The following is a 19,163-nucleotide window of genomic DNA, read 5'->3' on the forward strand; positions in this document are numbered from 1 at the left end:
TGAGCCTCTTCCAGAGGCGGTTAAAGTGGCAATCGCAGTAGGCCTTGAACGAAGTGAGGCCAGCGCCTTGAGACGCAGCCAGCAACAGGGGCTTATAGCCCCAGAGAAAACCACCCGTTCGACGGGTGGTTTTTATTGTGTTGTGGCGCCGGGCACGCTTGCGATAAGGCTGTTCAACTGTGTGAACTGCTGCGGGCGCAGATTTGGGCTAAGAATGTGTCACGAACTGTTTTATGGCTTATAATATAACTGTTGTCAATGTGTAAGCGCAAACAATATAAAACGTATCAGTTCACGCAGTGAGGCTGTTATAGGCCATTGACGATTCTGTCACCATCATCGTGGCGTCTGCCGCCGCAAGGGTGGCGTAAGCCGCAATGGCGACCGTGGTGCTAAGATGGGTCTAGGGAGCGGCAGGTCGGTTTGATTGGCTGCGGAAGTCAGCGGGAGACTTCAGGCGACTTTACTGCAAGCGTGACGCGATCATGGAGGCAGAGCAATGAGCATTGCAATCAGGTATTTTTCGAAGACCGGGAACACGGAAAAAGTGGCGCAGGAGCTTGGCGGGCACCTGAATGTTGAGGCGAAAAGCGTTGACATCCCGCTCGCCGGGCCGGTCGATCAGCTGTATTTGGGTGGTGCTATTCACATGGGCAGCATTGATAAGGAGCTGAAGGCGTTTGTGGCTCAGCTGGATCCGGCCCAGGTCAAGATGGTGACCATGTTTGGCACGTCTGGCGGTGTGATGTCGATTGGCCATGGCCTGGAAAAGGAGCTTAAAGCCAAGGGCCTGACTGTTTCCCAGGCCCGGCTGTTCCTGCATGGCCTGATGCCGAGCAAGAAGGCGCTCAGCGACGATGAAAAAGAAAAGATTGCCGCGTTTGCGCAGCAATCTTCCAAATAAGTCTAGATTGACTTTAACTGAGTTTGCTTCAACCAGGCGACAGGCGAGGAACTTTTCTCGCCTGTTTTGATTAGCCCTCAGTGTACGGGTGATCGGGATCGTCGTGCTTTTCTGGGGCACTGCTTTCAGCAGGCGCATCTGCGGCCTTTGGCGCCTCAGGTGCTGCCGGCGCTTTCGGTGCTGCAAACACGTCTGGGTTGATCCGCGAGTCCAAATTGTTTTGCGGTGCGGCACCATCATTGGGCAGCGGTTTGGACGGCAGCAGGGTGAGAATCAGAATCGACAGCGACACGGCCCATGACAGCAGGCTGGCGGCCGTTGAGTCTTTTGGCATCAGGTTGGTCGCGGCGTTGAGTGCCAGTTGAATCAGGTAGATCCACCACGGAATGCCCGCATCGCGGTAGCGGCGGATAACGATGGCGAGCGACGGGATCAGCACCGCCAGCGCAAAGACAATGACCAGCAGGAGGAAGACTACCAGGCCGATCCCCATGTGGCTAAAAATCCGCTCCGGGCTGAGGTGGTCAGGGTCGAGCCCGACCGCCGAGCCGACCACAGCGGCGATGAAGGCGATCATCGCGACAATACTCAGAATCGTCCCGAAGAGGATGGTCCACCAGTATTCACTGCGGCTTGAGCGCCCGGTAAAGTTGACGTAGTTGCCAAAAAAGGCCTTGATCGATGAAAACCCGGTGGCGCGGTAATAGCGATTGTGCGCCGTGGCTTGTTCTTGTGCGTTAGACTTGATTGCCATTTTTGCTCACTCCTTACCCAATTTTACTGAATCGTAGCATAACCCACAGCAGCGTGCAATCGCTGCCACCTAGGCGCCGTTCGTTTTGCGTGGGCATAAATGGTATACTAGAACGGATGGTGCGCTGACGCACCGCTGATTGGAGGCTGTTGCATGGACATTTTAACGTGGCGCGTGCTGCCGCCCCCATGGCGCAGAGCCAGTCGGACGCAGCTTAAGGTTTAAGGAGAGATAAATCATGACGCAAGCAATCGATTTACGTGCCGGCATGACGTTCGTGAAGGACGGCAAGCTGATCAAAGTTTTGGAAAGTAACCACCACAAGCCAGGCAAGGGCAACACCCTGATGCAGCTGAAGCTGTATGATGTGCGGTCCGGCTCGACTGTGCAGACGACCTACCGCCCGACGGAAAAAATCGAGCTGGCCGAACTGATCACCAAGCCCGCACAGTACCTGTACACGCAAGATGACACCGCCATCTTTATGGACATGGAAACTTACGAGCAGTACGAGATCCCGACGGAAAGCCTGGAATCGGAGCGCAAGTACCTGCTGGAAAACATGCAGGTCAATATCCAGTTCTACGGCACCGAAGTGATCGGGGTGACCCTGCCGAGCACGGTGAACCTCAAGGTCGTTGAGACCCAGCCTTCACTTAAAGGCGGCTCAGTCACCAACGGCGGCAAGCCTGCCACTATGGAAACCGGCCTGGTTGTGAACGTGCCAGACTTTGTTCAAGCCGGTGAAACCATCGTGGTCAGCACTCAAACGGGCAACTACGAGAAGCGCGCCTAATTATTTAGAAAGCACTGCTGCGGCAGTGCTTTTTTTGCGGGCGCAGGCGGTAAATTGGCAAGAGACGGGCAAAACTAAACTGCCCGCAACCGATTGATGAGCGGGCGATGAGAATCTAATCATTACTTCTAACAGGATTGTTAGGTTATCCGAGATGATTTCCCCGTATACTGGAAGAGCAATGGGGAAGGGCGGAAAACATTGAGAAGCGAACAAAAAACCAATCAGAAATGGGGACTGGCCCTAGGCAGTGTGGGTCTGCTAGTGGTCGTCATCGGCCTTTGGACGGCCTTTCGGGTCAACCGGCCGACTGCGCAGCACGATTCGGCCAGCGGGCAGGCCGCGGCGATTCTCAAGCAGCACCCGGGCAAACCAGTCAAGATCAAGCTGACGGCCGGGCGCGGGGCGTTTTTCCTGCCTGCTGGTGAGAAGACGGTTGCGCCGGCACTGAAACAGGCAGCATCAGCCGTACTGGCCGAGCAGCCGCAGGGGGCCAAGCAGAAAATGGTGATCGTCGCCACGGAGAAAAGCCAGGCGCCGCTGGGGCTGGTGTCCCTAGCAACGCATTTTGACAGCTTGTATACGCTGGGTCACCACGAGCATCACCAGCGTCTGCAGCGGCAGCTGACGGTGACCAAAGCCGGGAAGCTGGCCAAGATTGGCGACATTGTGGCTGACGACAACGCGCGGCGCGCCGTTAACTACGCGGCGCAGACGCACGTGGCGGAGACCAAGGCGCTGGATGAAGCGCAGCTGAGCGTCCTGATGCAACAGCCGCTACTGCACTCGCTTGAGGCGACAAATTTTACGCTGACGAAGGCGGGCATGACGATCAGGACAGCAGACGGTAAGCCGAGTGCCTCGGTCCCGTATCACAAACTCACACCTTACCTGAAAGGCGCGACGCCCCAGCCGCCGAGCGGCAAGTTGATCGCGTTGACCTTTGACGACGGGCCGAACCCCAAAACGACGCCGGCGATTTTGAAGACCCTAGCGGATGCTAAGGTCAAGGCCACCTTTTTTGAACTTGGGTCTGGCATCGCCGAATTTCCGGCGGTGGCCAAAAGCGTGAAAGCGGCGGGGCATGAGGTGGGCACGCACACCTACGATCACCCATTCTTGCCTAAACTAAGTGCGGCTCAAACGCTCGATGAGATTTACGGGAAAAACCTGTGGACCTACTACCATGTTTTCGGAACGCTGCCGCCGTTCATTCGGCCGCCGTTTGGGGCGATGTCCAAAGCTAACGGTGATCTGGTGGGGATGCCGGCGATTCAGTGGTCGGTCGACTCGCAGGACTGGAAATCGAAGAGCAAACCGGCAATTATCGCCCGCGTGCAGGCGACCGCTCAGCCGGGCGGCATCGTGCTGATGCATGACATTCAACCGGCCGAAGTCGAGGCCTTGCCAGTGGTGATTGCCAACCTGAAAAACCAGGGCTACCAGTTCGTGACGGTCAGCCAGCTGCTTGGTCAACGGCTCATGCCTGGCCATCAGTATTTCGGGCAAGGCGACGAACGGCCGCTCAGTTAGCCTCAGAAGCGTTTGCCGCGGCAGGCGCTTTTTTGTTATCATCACCTCGGAGGTGCGTCATGACAGAGTTTTACCTGGTGCGGCACGGACAGACCGAAATTAACCAAAAAGGGGCCTTCAACGGCGGGCTCGTCGATTCACCGCTGACGGCCAAGGGCGTGGCCGGAGCCCACGCGGTGGGTGCAGCGCTCGCCGGGGTACGTTTCACCCAGGTCCTCAGCTCGCCGCTGCCGCGGGCGCTGACGACGGCGCAGCTGATTCTGGCCGCCAACCAGTTTAGCACGCACACGCCGCTGCAAGCGGTCTGGGGGCTGAATGAGATGCGGCTGGGCCAATGGGACGGGCACACCATCAAACACGTGGCGGCCCAAGAGGCGCTTGATCTGTACTTTCACCGTCCGCTGGAATTCGATGCGGATTACGCGGCGCAGTACCAGATCGAGCCGTACGAAGCCGTGGCCCGCCGGGCAGTGCCCGTGTTTGAAACCGCCGCCTTGGCGCATCCGACCGGGCAAATCCTGGTGGTCGGGCACGGGCTGCTGTTTCAGATCCTGCTGACGGTGTTGTCAGGGCAGCCGCTGGGCCGCTTGCGTACGACCCCAATGCTGAAAAACACGACGGTGACAAAATTGACCACCGCAAATGGCAAGCATTTTTCGGTTGCGTTCCGCGACCGGCAACCCGACGCCAGCATACTGGAACAGGCCTGATTGCCGGCCGTACGCCACCACTGGGCCTTCCGCCGAAAAATAAAATTTCACTATGGGCTTGACATTGTTTTCTAATTTTTGTATTCTCTTGTCATACCAGTTCAACTGGTGCGAAGGAGTGTTGATCATGACAATGAATAAACCAACACAACTAAATCGCTCGTATTACTACGGCTATTACGGATAGCGGCTGCATCGCCAATCGGATGCAGACCGCGCAGCAGGTTTGCATCCATGATAGGCGCAGCGTTTAAGCATGACTTTTAAGCGGCCACATGGATGAGAGGATCTCTTCCATGTGGCTTTTTCTTTCCGGAAAGAAACTGGCCGGCCACAGGGGAAAATCCTGCGGCCGGCTTTTCTGTTTCGCGGCAAACGAGTGAACGCAATAAATTCTGGAGGAAAATTATGATGAAAATGAACAAGGTTTTGTTATCTGTTGCAGCAGTCGGGATGGTCGGCGCGCTTGCCGCGTGCGGCAACAGCGCCAGCAGCAATCAAACGGTGAAGGTCGGCGTCTTGCAGCTGATCGATCAACAGGCGCTTAATGCCGCCAACAAGGGCTTTAAGGAGCAGCTGGCCAAGGAAGGTTTCAAGGGCAGCAAGGTCAAGTTTGATAACCTTAACGCGCAAGGCGATCAGGGCAACCTGAGCTCTATGTCCGCCCGCCTGAAAAGCGATAAGAACACCGTCAACTTGGCCATTGCAACGCCGGCCGCGCAGGCTTTGCTGAAGGCGGACAACAAGACGCCGATGGTGTTCACCGCCGTCACTGATCCTAAGTCTGCCGGCTTGATGAGCGACCCGAAGAAGCCGGATAAAAATGCCACGGGCGTCACCGATATGGTCGACGTAAAGGGCCAAATCGACTTCACGCATCAGCTGTTCCCAAAGGCCAAGACAATCGGGCTGCTGTACAACGCTGCCGAGGAAAACTCGGTCGTTCAGATCAAAATCGCGCGCCAGGAAATCGCCAAGCTGGGGCTTAAGGCCGTTGTGAAGACCGCGGCCACCACCAACGACGTCCAGCAGGCCGCCGAAACCCTGGCCAGCCAGGCTGACGCCATCTACATTCCAACTGATAACACCGCCGCGGCGGCCATGCCGACGATTGGCAAAGTCTCTGCTGCTAAGAAGGTGCCAGTGGTCACTGCCGATGCGACGATGGTCAAGCTGGCCGGGGTCGCCACAGTCGGCATCAACTACGAGGACCTGGGCAAGCAGACTGCTAAGCTGGCAGTGAAGATCATCAAGGGTAAGAAGGTTTCCGACCTGGCCGTTCAGGCGCCAGCCAAGGCCACGCTGGTCACCAACAGCAAGCGCATGGCGCAGTTCGGCGTCACCAAGGCGCAGGCAGAAAAGGCGGCGAAGGCCGTCGAATAACCCTTCTGCGCGGTGAGCCGGAACCAAGTTTGTGATTAATTTCCAAAAGGTCCTTGACAGTGGGGATGAGATGAGTGTATTCTCATTTACATAGCAAAGGTTAATCTTTGCCAGTAAAGGACGTGTTGACAATGAATCAAGTAATCTCAACACAGCTTAATCGCAACTTTTTCGCCGGCTTTTTCGGATAGCGGTTTGCATCGTGGATGCAAGCCGCGGGCTTACATCCATGATGGCCGGCACCTTTAAACGTGCAATTTACCGCCACATGGAGCAACTTCATTCCATGTGGCTTTTGTTTTTCCTAGGACAAAAACAAGCGCCAGCCACTGGAATGAATCCGAGCGGCTGGCGTTTTCTGTTTCGCGGACAGAAGGCCGGCTGCTGGCAGTCCGGATCCGGCACCACATACTAGGAGGAATTCATGATGAAGTTGAAACACATCGCATTGGGCATGGCCGCCGTGGCCGTTTTGGCACTGGCAGGGTGCAGCAGCAGTGCAACCGCCAGCACCGATAACAAAACCGTCAAGGTCGGGATCTTGCAGCTGATCAACCAAACCGCGCTGGATGATGCGCGCAAGGGCTTTGAACAGGAGCTCGCCAAGGCCGGCTACAAGGGCAACAAGATCAAGATCGATTACGTCAACGCGCAAGGCGATCAAAGCAACCTGCAAAGCATGAGCCAGCGCTTGAAGCAGGACAACAACGACGTCAACTTAGCCATCGCCACGCCGGCCGCCCAGGCCTTGATGAAGGCGGATGAGGACACCCCGATGGTCTTCACCGCCGTCACCGATCCGAAAAGTGCCGGTCTGGTGGCCGACCCGAGCCACCCGAGCGCCAACGCGACCGGGGTCACCGACATGACGGACATCAAGGGCCAGCTGGAATACCTGAAGCAGCTGTTCCCTAAAACCAAGACGGTTGGCATGCTGTACAACGCCGCTGAGCAGAACTCGGTTGTCCAAATCAAAACCGCGACCAAGGCAGCCAAGCAGCTGGGCCTGAAGGTGGCCACCGCGACGGTCGCTTCGACCAACGATGTGCAGTCCGCAACCGAAACGCTGGCGGGCAAGGCGGACGCGATGTACCTGGTTACTGACAACACGGTCGCCGCGGCGATGCCAACTGTCGGCAAGATTTCTTTGAGCAAGCATGTGCCAGTGGTCTGCGCCGCCTCGACGATGGTCGAAGACGGTGGGGTCGCCACGAAGGGCATTTCCTATAAAGAGCTCGGCAAGCAGACCGCACGCATGGCGATCAAGATCCTGAAGGGGAAGAAAGTGGCCAACCTGCCAGTCGAAAAGCCGGCTAAGACCACTGTGGTCAAGAACGAAAAAATGATGAAGGCGTTCGGCCTGACCGACGCGGACGTTGAAAAGTAATCTGTCACTCAGTTTTTGGAGGTTAACATGGACATCCTGACTTCGAACATCTCTACCGGTTTTTTGTGGGCGATCATGGCGATTGGCGTCTACCTGACCTTTCGCATCCTAGACATCGCCGACATGACCGCTGAAGGGAGCTTTCCCTTGGGTGCGGCGATCACGGCCCACACGCTGGTTTCCGGCGTTGGCCCGATTCCGGCCACGCTGCTGGGTTTTTGCGGCGGCGCGCTGGCGGGGCTGGTTTCCGGCCTGCTGCACACCAAGTTAAAAATTCCTGACCTGCTCACCGGTATTTTGACGATGACGGGACTGTATTCCGTGAACCTGTTCATCATGAAGGCGGCCAACGTGTCGCTTTTGGCCGACATTAAGACGGTGTTCACGATGGTCAACATCGGGGATGCCACGATGACCACGATCGTCATCGGGCTGATTATTCTGCTGATTGTTATCGGTCTGCTGGTGCTGTTCTTTAACACCGAAATGGGCCTGGCCGCGCGCGCCGTCGGGAACAACCAGGCGATGGCCGCGGCCAACGGCATCAACAACGACAACATGAAGATCATCGTTTACATGATTTCCAACGGCCTGATCGCCCTTTCCGGTTCCCTGATGGCGCAAACCAACGGGTACGCCGACGTCTCGATGGGGATTGGCACCTTGGTCATCGCGCTGTCAGCCATCATTATCGCCGAGATCCTGGTGCGCAACCTCAGCTTTGGCCAGCGCCTGCTGATGATCATTGTCGGGGCAGTCATTTACCGCCTGATTATCGCTGGGGTCCTGCAGCTTGGGGTCGATCCGAACTACCTGCGCCTGTTCTACGCGCTGATGCTGGTGGTCTTCCTGGCTTTGCCACTGGTTGAGAAAGAGGTCAAAAAGGCTCGCGAGCGGGCTGCCAACAAACGGGAGATGAATAACTGATGACAACGCCAGCCTTAGAAGTACACAAGTTGAATCAGTGGTTCGAAAAGGGCACGCCCAACGAGAACCACGCACTGAAAGACATTGAGCTGACGCTGCAGCCCGGCGAATTCGTCACCATCATCGGCGGCAACGGGGCCGGCAAGTCCACACTGCTTAACAGCGTGGCGGGCTCACTGCAGGTCACGCAGGGTCAAATCAAAATTGCCGGTAAAGATGTCACTTACCAGTCGGTGGCCAAGCGGGCCAACCTGATCTCGCGGGTCTTCCAGGATCCGCGCTCAGGTACTGCGCCGCTGCTGACGGTGAAGGAAAACCTGGCTTTGGCCCTGAAACGTGGTTCCTGGCGCAACTTCTGGCGCCGCGGCGTGAAGCGCGAGGACTTGGCGTTGATGAAGGAAAAACTCGCCAGCCTTAACCTGGGGTTGGAAGATCGCCTGGACACGGACATTGGCCTGCTTTCCGGCGGCCAGCGCCAAGCCATCACGCTGCTGATGGCCACCATCAACTTGCCAGAGCTGCTGCTGCTGGACGAGCACACCGCGGCGCTTGATCCGGCCACATCCGCGACAGTCATGGACCTGACCCAGCAAATTGTTTCGGCGCAGCACATCACCACGCTGATGATCACGCACAACATGCAAGACGCTTTGATGTACGGGACGCGCCTGATCATGCTGGACCACGGGCGCATTGTGGTCGATCTGCCGCAGGAGAAGAAACAGGGGTTGACCATTCCAGACTTACTCGCACTCTTTAAGGAACAAAGCGGCGAAGAAATGAACGACGATGCCGTGTTGCTCAGTTGATCAGTTCCGCCTCGATTAATGATTGCCATCCGGTTGGCAATCTTTTTTTGCAAAAATTTTAGCACTCTACTTGTAAGAGTGCTAAACCCGTGGTACTATATATTATGTAAACAAGAAGGCGTGCGAAGCGGTGCGACTGACCATAGCTTAACCTCAGACATCGCCGGCTTGGCGGTGTTTTTTTGAAGGGTCGCGCACCCGGAGCCTACTTGGCGTGCACGTTGTGCTTGCGAACACTTAATTGACGAATGAGCCTGTCTTGCGTTGCCAGACGCAGGGCCAAAGGAGGAGTTATTATGGCACAATTCAATGATCCATTCTTTAACGATGGTATGGATGACTTTCTGAATCAGGTCCTGCACCAGATGGGCACCAGCGGCCAGCGGCGTTATGTGGTCAATGGCCACGAGTTGACGCCGGAGGAAATGGCTCAGCTTCAGCAAAGCGGCCGCATGCCGGCGCAAAACGCGCAGGAGATTCCGGTCCAAGAAAGTCAGCAGAAGCCCAAGGGCATTCTTGAAAAACTTGGCCGCAATCTGACCAAGGAAGCCGAGGCCGGGGCGCTTGATCCGGTCATCGGCCGCGACAAGGAAATTCAAGAAACCGCCGAAATTTTGAGTCGGCGGACGAAGAACAACCCAATCTTGGTCGGGGATGCCGGGGTCGGCAAAACCGCGGTCGTCGAAGGCCTGGCGCAGGCAATCGTCAAAGGCAACGTGCCCGAGGCTATTAAGGACAAGCAAATCATTTCAATCGACCTGGCCAGCCTCGAGGCCGGCACCCAGTATCGCGGCAGTTTTGAGCAGAACATTGAGGACTTAATCAAGGAAACCAAGAAGGCTGGCAACGTCATCCTGTTCTTCGATGAGATCCACCAGATTCTCGGTGCCGGCACGACCGGCGGCGAGGATGGCAGCAAGGGCTTGGCCGATATTATCAAGCCGGCGCTGTCTCGCGGCGAGATCACAGTGATCGGCGCGACGACTCAAGACGAGTATCGCAACACCATTATGAAGGACGCCGCGCTGGCGCGGCGGTTCAATGATGTCACCATCAATGAACCGAGTCCGCAGACCACGTTGGCCATTTTGAAGGGGGTCAAGGGCCTGTACGAGAAGCACCACAATGTGAAGCTGCCAGACGACGTGTTGAAGGCCGCGGTCGACTACTCGATGCAGTACATCCCGCAGCGCTCGCTGCCTGACAAGGCGATCGACCTGATCGACATGACCGCCGCGCACTTGGCGGCCAAGCATCCGGTGGTCGACAAAGTCACACTGGAAAAGCAGATTGACCAGAAGACCAAGGAAAAGGACGCTGCGGCCAAGGCGGAAGACTTTGAAAAAGCGGCCAAACTCAAGGCGGAGCTTGAAGCACTGGAGAAACAAAAGAACAGCACCAGTGCCGAGGCCGAACCGGTGGTCGCCACGCCGGATGACGTAGCCCAGTCTGTTGAGCGTCTGACCGGCATTCCGGTCGCGCAAATGGGTGCCAATGATATTGAACGCTTGAAGAACATCGGCAAGCGGCTCAAGGGCAAGGTCATTGGGCAAAACGAGGCCGTCGACATGGTGGCCAGGGCGATTCGCCGCAACCGCGCAGGCTTTGACGAAGGCAACCGGCCAATCGGCTCCTTCCTGTTCGTCGGCCCCACTGGGGTCGGTAAAACCGAGCTGGCCAAGCAGCTGGCTTTGGATCTGTTCGGCTCCAAGGATGCGATCATCCGTCTCGATATGTCCGAATACAGCGACCGCACCGCCGTATCCAAGCTAATCGGCACCAGCGCCGGTTATGTGGGCTATGAGGACAATGGCAATACGCTGACCGAACAGGTTCGCCGCAATCCATACGCAATCGTACTGCTGGACGAAATTGAAAAAGCCGATCCGCAAGTGCTGACGCTGCTGCTGCAGGTCATGGACGACGGTCGGCTGACGGACGGCCAGGGTAATGTGGTCGACTTCAAGAACACGGTCATCATTGCGACCTCAAACGCCGGCTTTGGTGAAGAGGCGTTGACCGGCGAAAAGACTAAGGACGAGCCGCTGATGCAGCGCCTGGCGCCATACTTCCGCCCAGAATTTCTTAACCGCTTCAACGGCATCGTGGAATTCAGTCACTTGACCAAGGATGACCTGGGCAAGATCGTAGACCTGATGCTGGGGGACGTCGACAAGACCCTGGACAAGAAGGGCCTGACGCTCACGGTCACGCCAGCGGCAAAGACCTGGCTGATCGCGCAAGGCTACGATGAAGCGATGGGGGCGCGGCCGCTGCGCCGGGTCATCGAGCAGCAGATCCGCGACAAGGTTACAGATTACTACCTGGATCACCAAGATGCGCAGCACTTGCAGGCCGACGTCGTGGCCGGCACGATTGCCATCAGTGCGGCCAAGGAAGCCGAGCCAGTCGCCTAAGGTTACGCTTTAGACGGTCCAACTTAACCGTCATAAAAAATGGGCATCACTCCTTCAAATGAGGGTGATGCCCATTTTGCTATGGCCACAGAAAGTGATCGACGGCCTTGATCACGGCCGGGTTGGTCCGCAGCAGGCGATGCTGGGCCAAAGGGCCGGTGAACTCTAGCGTTTGGTAACTTTTCAGCCGCGGTCCAAGCAGATACCGAAGTGAGCGGGAGGAAACGTTGTTGATCTTGCCGTCCCAGTGCTGACCGTCACCCAGGTCGCCGTAGATATTCAGAACTGAGACCTGATGCGCGGGGAAATGCCGGCGCAGCCCCAGCGCTCGGCGGTAGTCGGGCACGACCCAAGGCGGCTTGCCGCCAGGCCCCAGCCGGTGCTTGCGCCGCGGCCGGTGGACGCCGGGGATGCCATCGAAATTGCCGGCAATGGCGACGTATTTTTGCAGCTGTGGGAGCTGCTGGTACTGGCCGTAACGCAGCTCGTAAAACAGGACCGCAGCGTTACCCAGCGAGTGAGCGACGACGTTGTAGCGGCTGATGCCGTACTGCTGCTGCAACGCCACTAAGACGTCGCGAAACCAGTCCGAGATGCGATTGTAGCGCAATGTCCGGTTATTGACGAACACGACCTTGACCAGCGGCCGGTGGCTGTCTGCAGGCCAGTCGCCGCTGAATGTGACTGCGCCGTCGTTATTAACGCTGGCAGTCAGGACGCTGGTGGCGTGGTCCTCTTGTTCGGCGGTTTGAATCAGCGCGTTCATGGCGTTGGGGCCGGCGCGGTGGCCGTGCAGGTACAAGGTCGGGACCTGGCGCACCGTCGCCGCGTGAAGCGGTTGCACCGGGACCCAGGCGAGGGCGGCGAACATGATCGCGATGAAAATCATCACTCGTTTCCGCATGTGCGTCGCCTCCAGTTGTCCTCACTCTACGGGTATTTTTTGCCCGGTGCAAGAGGCGATTGGCCAACTTAAACAAAGTGCAACCCAGGGGGCTGGCCAGTTTGGTAAAAAGAAACAGCTGCGCCGGTGAGCGAACACAGACTGCAGCGCATTAAAATAACCGACCGCGCTGGGCGGCCGGCAAACTTTCGGCAAAAGTTTTTTTTAGGAGATAAGCAGAAACCCGGTTAGAGCTGAACGCCTTCCTGATCGAGGAAGTACTGCAGCGGCTTTAGTTCCTCGCCGTCATAATAGGCGAAGAGATCCTCAAGCGAATCGACCGATTGTTCCGCATCGTTGGCGTTAAACTCTGGGGCTACGGTTTCGACGACCCTGCCGTCAACGATTTTGACCTTGAGCGCTTCGACTGGGAAGCCGCGCTTCAAGGTGATCTTCGCGTTCAGGACAAACGGGCGCCCGGCGCTGGTGACTGCCATGGCCTTCGCAAAGGCCGCGGGCAGGTCGGCGGACTTGGTGACGGTCGCGCCTTCGATGCCCATGCCTTCGGCGATCTTCTCGAAGTCCTGATCTTCCAGGTCGATGCCGGAGTAGTCATGCATCCCCGGGATGTCGGCCTGCTCGTCGCGAATGAAGCCCAGCGTGGTGTTGGATGTCACGATGTTCAGAATCGGCAGGTGATACTTCTTCTGAGTGATCAAGTCTTGCATCACCATCGAAAAGGCGCCGTCACCAGAGATCGATACTACCTGGCGGTCTGGGTAAGACAGCGCGCCGGCAATCGCGCCGGGGATGCCGGCACCCATGGAAGCGAACAGGGCGGAGACGGTCCATTTGTTGGTCGGGGTGACCTTCATGTAGCGCAGCAGGTTGATGGTGTTGTCGCCCACATCCAAGGCTACCACGGTCTTCTCGTTGGTCACCTGGTTGAGTGCGTGGTACAGCGGCTCAAATTCCAGCGGATCCGTGGTCCGGGTGGCGAGCTTTTGCAGGTAGGCCTGCCAGTTGCGGTTGTCTGCCACTGCCGCCTTGAAAAACGCGGTCGGTGCGACGGCGGTGGACCGGTCGAGCATTTTTTCAACGAACTGGGTCGCGTCGCTCCAGATGCCCAGGTCGATGTAGTGGTGCCGGCCAAATTCGGATTCGTCGTTGTCGACCTGAATGAACTTGAAGTCGTGGCGCGTGTAAACATTATTAGCAAACGGGAAATCCGCGCCGATGGCGATGACTAAATCAGCGATGTCGATGATCTCGTTGGCCGATTTGGCCCCGGCCCGGTTGACAAAGCCGATGTTGCCTTCGTAGTCCTCAGAAATCATGCCCTTGGTCAGCCCGGTTTGAATGATTGGAATCTGCAACTTCTTGGACAGTGCGATCAGCTTGTCGCCGCCGCCTTGAATCCCGCGGCCAACGTGGAACACTGGGCGCTTGGCGGCCTTGATCATCGCCAACGCCTGGTCGATTTCGTCATCTGTGGCCACTGGCTGAGGCTGGGGTTTGTTGTCCGACGGGCTGGTGGACTTGTATGGCACGTCAGGGATCTGAGCGTAGCCAAAATCGTTGGGGATGATGACGACAGCCACGCCGCGGTTCTTGTAGGCCTCGCGAATGGCCTTATCGACCACGTATGGCAGACTTTCCGGTGTCATCACAGTGCGGCAGTAGGCGGCCACGTCGGCGAACATCGGGCCCTCATCAAACTCCTGGAAGAAGTTGTAGTTCATGTTGTAATGCGGCACCTGCCCAACCAGGGCCAGCACTGGTGCGTGATCCTCACGCGCGTCGTACAGGCCGGTCAGCAGGTTGGTCGCGCCGGGGCCGGCGGAGCCGAACGTGACCGCAACTTTACCGGTCAACTTGGCATCGGCACTGGCAGCCAGTGCACCCACCTGTTCATGGCGGACCTGGATGTACTTGATGTTGGCCTTTTCTTGCTCCAGGGCCGACATAGTGGAGTTGAAGGAGCCGCCGGGATACCCGTAGACGTGCTTGACGCCCCACGCCTCTAAGACCTTAAGCATCGCGACACTGGCGGGAACTGTGTTTGTCATGATTGCGCACTTCCTTGTATTGGTTTGATAACAGTTGTAGACAATTACTACGCCTACAATGTAACATCTTGAGAAAGCGGTTGCAACAGTTTTAGCCAATTTTATGTCACAAGAGTGAAAAAGTGGTCGGCAGCGCGCGGGGCCAACCAGAGGCACGTGACGGTCGCCGCGGTTTCCTGCTAAACTATTGGTAACAGTCATGACAAAATGAAAGAGGTGACCCAATGCGCAATAAGCTAACCACTCCGGCCGGTCGCGGGCTGCTCCTGCTGATCGCCCTGAGTCTGATTGCCGGCAGCATCAACTTGTTCTACGCGCCCCACGGTGTGGCTGCAGGGGGCGCGACCGGGCTGGCCATCATCGTTCAGGAAAGTATTGGTGTGCCGCTGTGGCTGACTACGCTTGCGTTTAATTGCCTGATGCTGATACTGGCCTGGTTCATGCTCGGTCGCGGGACATTTCGGCGTATCCTCGCCGGCAGCGTCGGCCTGCCGGTCATGCTGGCCCTGATTCCGCAGAGAATGATCGTGGCTGATCGACTGCTGGCGGTCATCATGGGGTCGGTGATTTTCGCGGTGGGCGTCGGGCTGATCTACCGCATCGACGCGTCGAGCGGCGGGACCACCGTGCCGCCGTTGATCCTGCAAAAATATCTGCGGCTCAAGCCGGCCATTGGGCTGTTTGCAGTGGACTTTCTGATCTGTCTGCTGAACATTCCGGTCGCGGGCATTGAGGCTTTCGTGCTGGCGGTCTTTGCCATCGGCCTCAGCAGCTTAGTGATGAACGCTGTGGAAACAGGGTTGGATCGCAAGAAAGTCGTCTACGTGATGAGCGAGCGGCACGCGGCCATCACCGCCGCCGTCCAGGCGCGCACCGATTACGGACTGACGCTGCAGTCAGTGGTGGGTGGCTTTTCTAAAACGCCGGGGACGATGCTGATGATCGTGGTCGAGCAGCCGGACTTTCGCGCGTTGATTGATGGCATCCGGGCAATCGACCCCGACGCTTTTATTTTGGCCGTTGAGGCCACTGAGGTGCACGGCGGGTCACTAGGGTGATGGCCGGGCGCTTTTTTGTATCAAGGTGCGAAGGGTTTGCGCACTTAGGGGAATGGGTAGCCTCGCTCAAGGCATTGCCGCCGGTCTTTGGCGGCGAGGCCTCGAGCGTAGCTAGCCACTTCCCCGTTGCAAACCCGTAGCCCAATTAGCCCAAAATGCCGAGTCTTTTCATTAGGTAAGCGCTTTATTTCGTGCTACGCTTCAATTGAATCCGCGAGGCGCGCTGCGTCACAGGGAGGCAGGCCCTCGCCGCCAAGGAGGGAGCAATATGCGGACTGAAATGTTGGGGATGATTCTGGCAGGCGGCCAGGGCACGCGCTTAGGCAAACTGACGCGCACGACGGCCAAGCCATCGGTGCCGTTTGGCGGCCGCTATCGGATCATCGATTTTACGTTGAGCAACTTGGCCAACTCCGGGGTCGATACCGTCGGCGTGATTACGCAGTATCAGCCGCTTGAGTTGAACCGCCACATCCAAAATGGCGCGGCGTGGGGTCTGAATGTCGCCGGCGCCGGCGTGACAATTTTGCAGCCGTACGCCTCTAGCGAAGGGGAAAAATTCTTCGAAGGGACCGCGCATGCGATTTACCAAAATATCGCCTACATCGACTCCTACGATCCCGACTACATCCTGGTGCTGTCCGGTGACCACATTTACAAGATGGATTACGGGCGGATGCTGCGAGCCCACAAGCTGAAGAAGGCGGCGCTGACAGTGGCGGTGATGCCAGTCCCTAAGGCCGACGCGCCGCGTTTTGGCATCATGAATACCGATGACACGGACCGCATCATCGAATTTCAGGAAAAGCCTAAGGAACCCAAGTCCAACCTGGCTTCAATGGGGATCTACATTTTTGACTGGCCGACCTTGCGCCGCTACCTGACCGAAAGTTACGCCACAGACGGTAAAATGGAAGACTTCGGCAACGACGTGATCCCCGCTTATCTGGCGCACAACGAGCCAACTTACGCGTACTCGTTTCACGGGTACTGGAAAGACGTCGGGACAATCCAGTCGCTGTGGGAAGCCAACATGGAGTTCCTGTCGCCGACCAATTCGTTGAACATTGCCAACCGTAGCTGGCGGATTGTTTCGCAAACCGAGCCGCTGCCGCCGATGTTCTTGACGAAGACGGCCAAGGTCTCCCGCTCGATGCTGACGGATGGCTCCTACATCGCCGGCACGGTGGATCACAGCGTGCTGTCGCAAAGTGTGCGCGTCGGTGAGGGCAGTACGGTCAAGGACTCGATGATCATGCCCAACGCCACGATTGGAAAAAATGTCACCATCGACCACGCCATCATCGGCGAGAATGCCATTGTCGGCGATAACGGCGAAGTGATCGGCAAACCCGATGACATTGCGGTGGTCGGGTACGGAGAAGCCGTGGGCAGAAAGGAGAAAGCATGACACTTGGAGAATTGAGCGCCGTCATCGACCTCAACGAAGATGGCGAGGCGCTGCTGCCGTTGACCGAAAACCGGCCGGTGGGGACCCTGCCGTTTGCCGGCCGCTACCGCCTGATCGATTTTCCGCTCAGTGCGGTCACTCACGCCGGGGTCCACAGTGTGGGCCTGTTCATGCCGCAGTCGGAGCGGTCGGTGCAAGACCACATCCGCGACGGCGCGTCCTGGAACCTGGATCTGATCCAGGGCGGCGTCTTCATGTTTCCGTACATTGCGACGCGTGACTACAGTGATCCGGTCTTGCGCCAGCGTTACTATGACGACTACATTACGTTTTTACGGCGCAGTGGGTCGACTTACACCGTGATTATTGGCAGCTCCAACATCGCCTCGGTCGACCTGACCGCGGTGCTGGGCTACCACGAGGCTGGCGAGGCGCCGATCACGTTGGTGTACAAGAAGATCCCCCAAGCCGCCAGTGCGCCAGACGATTGGACTCTGACTTTGTCCGAGCAGGGGACCGCCAGTGCCATTCTGCGTCAAAAAGACCGGCGCGAGCGGCCGAGCGATACCGTGCCCGCCTTTATGGACACCTATCTCCTCGCGACGGCGGATCTGATCGATTTGCTGGACGTGGCAGCCGGCTCGCAGACCTTGGTGACTTTGCCGGAGCTGCTGCGAGATTACGTGCTGGCGAACAACGCCAATGCGTTCGAGTACACTGGCTATCTGGCCCGGGTCACCACCATGCAGCGCTACTTTGAGGCGAGCTTGGGAATGCTGGATGACGCCAACTACCAGTCGCTGATGTTTTCCGCGGTGCCGGTGCTCACCAAGAGCAAAAACGAGGTGCCGACCTTCTTCGCGCGCGGCGCCGAGGTCAACGATGCGCTGCTTGGCACCGGGGCCTATGTGGAAGGTAAGATCACCCACAGCGTCATTTCGCGCAGTGTGGTGGTCCACCAAGGTGCTTCGGTAGAAAACAGTGTGATCATGCAAGGCGCCAAGATCTCGACCGGCTCGACGGTGAAATATGCGATCTTGGACAAAGGAGTCGTGATCGGCCCGAACCTGCAGCTGGAAGGCAAGCCCGAGGCGGCACTGGTGATCGGCAAGAACCGGACCATTCTAAAAAAAGCTGATCTGACGCCGCAGCCTGCCTGAGGGCCCGTAAGCCTCTCGCGACGCCGCCAGCCATGACCTGCTCGCCGCAATCAAAATAGCGCCTCTGGCCCGCGATTCAACTGAATCGGGGACTAGGGGCGCTTGTCGGTTAAAGCTGATTATTTGGCCGGCTGGCGCGGGTCAAGCTCAATGTCCGCGGTGACGCTGGCATTTTCGTACGGAAAGTGGCTTTCCGAGAACTCGAATGGTTCGCCTTCGACGGAGTAGCTGACCTGCCGGATCACCAGGACCGGATCGTTAAGCGCGGCGCCGATGGCCTTGACGTCCTCCTCGGTGGCCTTGATCGCGTACACCGTGCGGTGCGAGCCGGCAATGGCGATGCCGTGAGCCTTTAAGGCGGCGTAAATCGAGCCTTTCAGCATGTCCTCCGTGATGGTCATGATCGCCGTGGGCATAATCGTGTGTTCGTAGGAAAAAAGCTGTTGATCGACATAGCGGACGCGGTCAATGACGTAAACCGGGTCGGTGGGGCAAATGACGAGTGCCTCTTGCTCGCTTTCGTTGGGCATCCGCGCCGCAAAGCCGAGAATTTTGCTGGTGACCTTGTGGCCAGGCTGCGTCGCGGTCGTCCCCAGCGGCTGGTCGATTGGCGAAATGCCGCCAGTGGTGGCCCGGTAATCCTTGCGCAAAAAGGTGCCGGCGCCGCGCTTGGAATACACCACGCCTTCGACAATCAGCAGCTGGATCGCCTTGCGAATCGTGATGCGCGTGGTGTGAAACTGCTTGGCCAGCTGTTCCTGATCTGGCAGAAGGGCCCCAGGGGCATAGGTGCCATCAGTGAACATCTGGTGTAGCGATTGGGCGATCTGCTGATACTTGTACATGCGGGCTGGCTCCTTTCCAGATAGTGGTTGCTTATTTCATTATACGACAGCCCTTTCATAAGTTCAGCTGCTTTCTCTTTTAAAAATAAAAGTATACACAAATAGAAAAAAAGTGTT

General features: G+C 57.4%; 17 protein-coding genes. 13 read left to right on the forward strand and 4 right to left on the reverse strand.

Going from position 1 to position 19,163, the window contains the following annotated elements:
- On the forward strand, nt 1-244 hold a 244-nt coding region (locus tag JUE30_RS05990), incomplete at its 5' end, for a hypothetical protein (RefSeq protein ID WP_203624063.1).
- A 255-nt stretch (nt 245-499) separates the two neighbouring features.
- Nucleotides 500-904 carry a flavodoxin domain-containing protein gene (locus JUE30_RS05995; RefSeq protein WP_203624064.1) on the forward strand — a complete coding sequence of 135 codons (405 nt, stop codon included), beginning with the start codon at nt 500-502 and terminating at the stop codon, nt 902-904.
- Between the two features lie 70 nt (nt 905-974).
- On the opposite strand, the gene JUE30_RS06000 is transcribed toward JUE30_RS05995, so the two are convergent.
- Nucleotides 975-1,658, reverse strand: coding sequence for a DUF805 domain-containing protein (locus JUE30_RS06000; RefSeq protein WP_203624065.1), 684 nt, complete (start codon nt 1,656-1,658; stop codon nt 975-977).
- 238 nt (nt 1,659-1,896) lie between these two features.
- Between JUE30_RS06000 and efp the strand changes: the two genes are divergently transcribed.
- The 8 genes from efp (at nt 1,897) to JUE30_RS06040 (ending at nt 11,620) form a co-directional block, all read left to right on the forward strand.
- Nucleotides 1,897-2,454 carry an elongation factor P gene (gene efp, locus JUE30_RS06005; RefSeq protein ID WP_125757758.1) on the forward strand — a complete coding sequence of 186 codons (558 nt, stop codon included), beginning with the start codon at nt 1,897-1,899 and terminating at the stop codon, nt 2,452-2,454.
- A gap of 201 nt (nt 2,455-2,655) precedes the next feature.
- Nucleotides 2,656-3,987 (forward strand): polysaccharide deacetylase family protein, encoded by a 1,332-nt coding sequence (locus JUE30_RS06010; RefSeq protein WP_203624066.1) that lies wholly within the window; start codon nt 2,656-2,658, stop codon nt 3,985-3,987.
- A gap of 59 nt (nt 3,988-4,046) precedes the next feature.
- The gene (locus tag JUE30_RS06015; protein WP_203624067.1) at nt 4,047-4,697 is read left to right on the forward strand and encodes a histidine phosphatase family protein; all 651 of its coding nucleotides are present in this window, start codon (nt 4,047-4,049) and stop codon (nt 4,695-4,697) included.
- Between the two features lie 411 nt (nt 4,698-5,108).
- Nucleotides 5,109-6,080, forward strand: a complete 972-nt coding sequence (locus JUE30_RS06020) for an ABC transporter substrate-binding protein (protein ID WP_203624101.1) — start codon at nt 5,109-5,111, stop codon at nt 6,078-6,080.
- A gap of 424 nt (nt 6,081-6,504) precedes the next feature.
- Nucleotides 6,505-7,467, forward strand: a complete 963-nt coding sequence (locus tag JUE30_RS06025) for an ABC transporter substrate-binding protein (protein WP_203624068.1) — start codon at nt 6,505-6,507, stop codon at nt 7,465-7,467.
- Nucleotides 7,468-7,494: 27 nt separating this feature from the next.
- Nucleotides 7,495-8,394 (forward strand): ABC transporter permease, encoded by a 900-nt coding sequence (locus JUE30_RS06030; RefSeq protein ID WP_203624069.1) that lies wholly within the window; start codon nt 7,495-7,497, stop codon nt 8,392-8,394.
- Entirely contained in the window at nt 8,394-9,203 is an 810-nt protein-coding gene (locus JUE30_RS06035) for an ABC transporter ATP-binding protein (protein WP_203624070.1), read from the forward strand. The genes JUE30_RS06030 and JUE30_RS06035 overlap by 1 nt, the downstream gene beginning before the upstream one ends.
- Nucleotides 9,204-9,499: 296 nt before the next feature.
- Complete coding sequence (locus tag JUE30_RS06040) at nt 9,500-11,620, forward strand: ATP-dependent Clp protease ATP-binding subunit (RefSeq protein WP_203624071.1); 2,121 nt, start codon at nt 9,500-9,502, stop codon at nt 11,618-11,620.
- Nucleotides 11,621-11,699: 79 nt separating this feature from the next.
- On the opposite strand, the gene JUE30_RS06045 is transcribed toward JUE30_RS06040, so the two are convergent.
- Together JUE30_RS06045 and spxB are read right to left on the reverse strand one after the other, a co-directional pair.
- Nucleotides 11,700-12,524: an alpha/beta hydrolase gene (locus tag JUE30_RS06045; protein WP_203624072.1), complete on the reverse strand. Its 825-nt coding sequence runs from the start codon at nt 12,522-12,524 to the stop codon at nt 11,700-11,702.
- A 227-nt stretch (nt 12,525-12,751) separates the two neighbouring features.
- Nucleotides 12,752-14,575 carry a pyruvate oxidase gene (gene spxB, locus JUE30_RS06050; RefSeq protein ID WP_374706436.1) on the reverse strand — a complete coding sequence of 608 codons (1,824 nt, stop codon included), beginning with the start codon at nt 14,573-14,575 and terminating at the stop codon, nt 12,752-12,754.
- Between the two features lie 221 nt (nt 14,576-14,796).
- Here spxB and JUE30_RS06055 point away from each other — a divergent pair, with 221 nt between their 5' ends.
- The 3 genes from JUE30_RS06055 (at nt 14,797) to glgD (ending at nt 18,201) form a co-directional block, all read left to right on the forward strand.
- Nucleotides 14,797-15,630: a YitT family protein gene (locus tag JUE30_RS06055; protein ID WP_203624074.1), complete on the forward strand. Its 834-nt coding sequence runs from the start codon at nt 14,797-14,799 to the stop codon at nt 15,628-15,630.
- Nucleotides 15,631-15,898: 268 nt separating this feature from the next.
- Nucleotides 15,899-17,041, forward strand: coding sequence for a glucose-1-phosphate adenylyltransferase (locus JUE30_RS06060; RefSeq protein ID WP_203624075.1), 1,143 nt, complete (start codon nt 15,899-15,901; stop codon nt 17,039-17,041).
- Nucleotides 17,038-18,201: a glucose-1-phosphate adenylyltransferase subunit GlgD gene (gene glgD / locus JUE30_RS06065; protein WP_203624076.1), complete on the forward strand. Its 1,164-nt coding sequence runs from the start codon at nt 17,038-17,040 to the stop codon at nt 18,199-18,201. Before JUE30_RS06060 ends, glgD begins: the two co-directional genes overlap by 4 nt.
- A gap of 119 nt (nt 18,202-18,320) precedes the next feature.
- On the opposite strand, the gene JUE30_RS06070 is transcribed toward glgD, so the two are convergent.
- Nucleotides 18,321-19,046 (reverse strand): GntR family transcriptional regulator, encoded by a 726-nt coding sequence (locus JUE30_RS06070; RefSeq protein WP_125756906.1) that lies wholly within the window; start codon nt 19,044-19,046, stop codon nt 18,321-18,323.
- Between the last annotated feature and the right edge of the window lie 117 nt (nt 19,047-19,163).

The sequence above is a fragment of the Lacticaseibacillus sp. 866-1 genome, assembly GCF_016861825.1.
Classification (GTDB): domain Bacteria; phylum Bacillota; class Bacilli; order Lactobacillales; family Lactobacillaceae; genus Lacticaseibacillus.

Coding starts and splice junctions, on each gene's coding strand:
- JUE30_RS05995 (WP_203624064.1), top strand. CDS start 500: ATGAGCATTGCAATCAGGTATTTTTCGAAGACCGGGAACACGGAAAAA.
- JUE30_RS06000 (WP_203624065.1), bottom strand. CDS start 1,658: ATGGCAATCAAGTCTAACGCACAAGAACAAGCCACGGCGCACAATCGC.
- efp (WP_125757758.1), top strand. CDS start 1,897: ATGACGCAAGCAATCGATTTACGTGCCGGCATGACGTTCGTGAAGGAC.
- JUE30_RS06015 (WP_203624067.1), top strand. CDS start 4,047: ATGACAGAGTTTTACCTGGTGCGGCACGGACAGACCGAAATTAACCAA.
- JUE30_RS06020 (WP_203624101.1), top strand. CDS start 5,109: ATGAAAATGAACAAGGTTTTGTTATCTGTTGCAGCAGTCGGGATGGTC.
- JUE30_RS06025 (WP_203624068.1), top strand. CDS start 6,505: ATGATGAAGTTGAAACACATCGCATTGGGCATGGCCGCCGTGGCCGTT.
- JUE30_RS06030 (WP_203624069.1), top strand. CDS start 7,495: ATGGACATCCTGACTTCGAACATCTCTACCGGTTTTTTGTGGGCGATC.
- JUE30_RS06035 (WP_203624070.1), top strand. CDS start 8,394: ATGACAACGCCAGCCTTAGAAGTACACAAGTTGAATCAGTGGTTCGAA.
- JUE30_RS06040 (WP_203624071.1), top strand. CDS start 9,500: ATGGCACAATTCAATGATCCATTCTTTAACGATGGTATGGATGACTTT.
- JUE30_RS06045 (WP_203624072.1), bottom strand. CDS start 12,524: ATGCGGAAACGAGTGATGATTTTCATCGCGATCATGTTCGCCGCCCTC.
- JUE30_RS06055 (WP_203624074.1), top strand. CDS start 14,797: ATGCGCAATAAGCTAACCACTCCGGCCGGTCGCGGGCTGCTCCTGCTG.
- JUE30_RS06060 (WP_203624075.1), top strand. CDS start 15,899: ATGCGGACTGAAATGTTGGGGATGATTCTGGCAGGCGGCCAGGGCACG.
- glgD (WP_203624076.1), top strand. CDS start 17,038: ATGACACTTGGAGAATTGAGCGCCGTCATCGACCTCAACGAAGATGGC.
- JUE30_RS06070 (WP_125756906.1), bottom strand. CDS start 19,046: ATGTACAAGTATCAGCAGATCGCCCAATCGCTACACCAGATGTTCACT.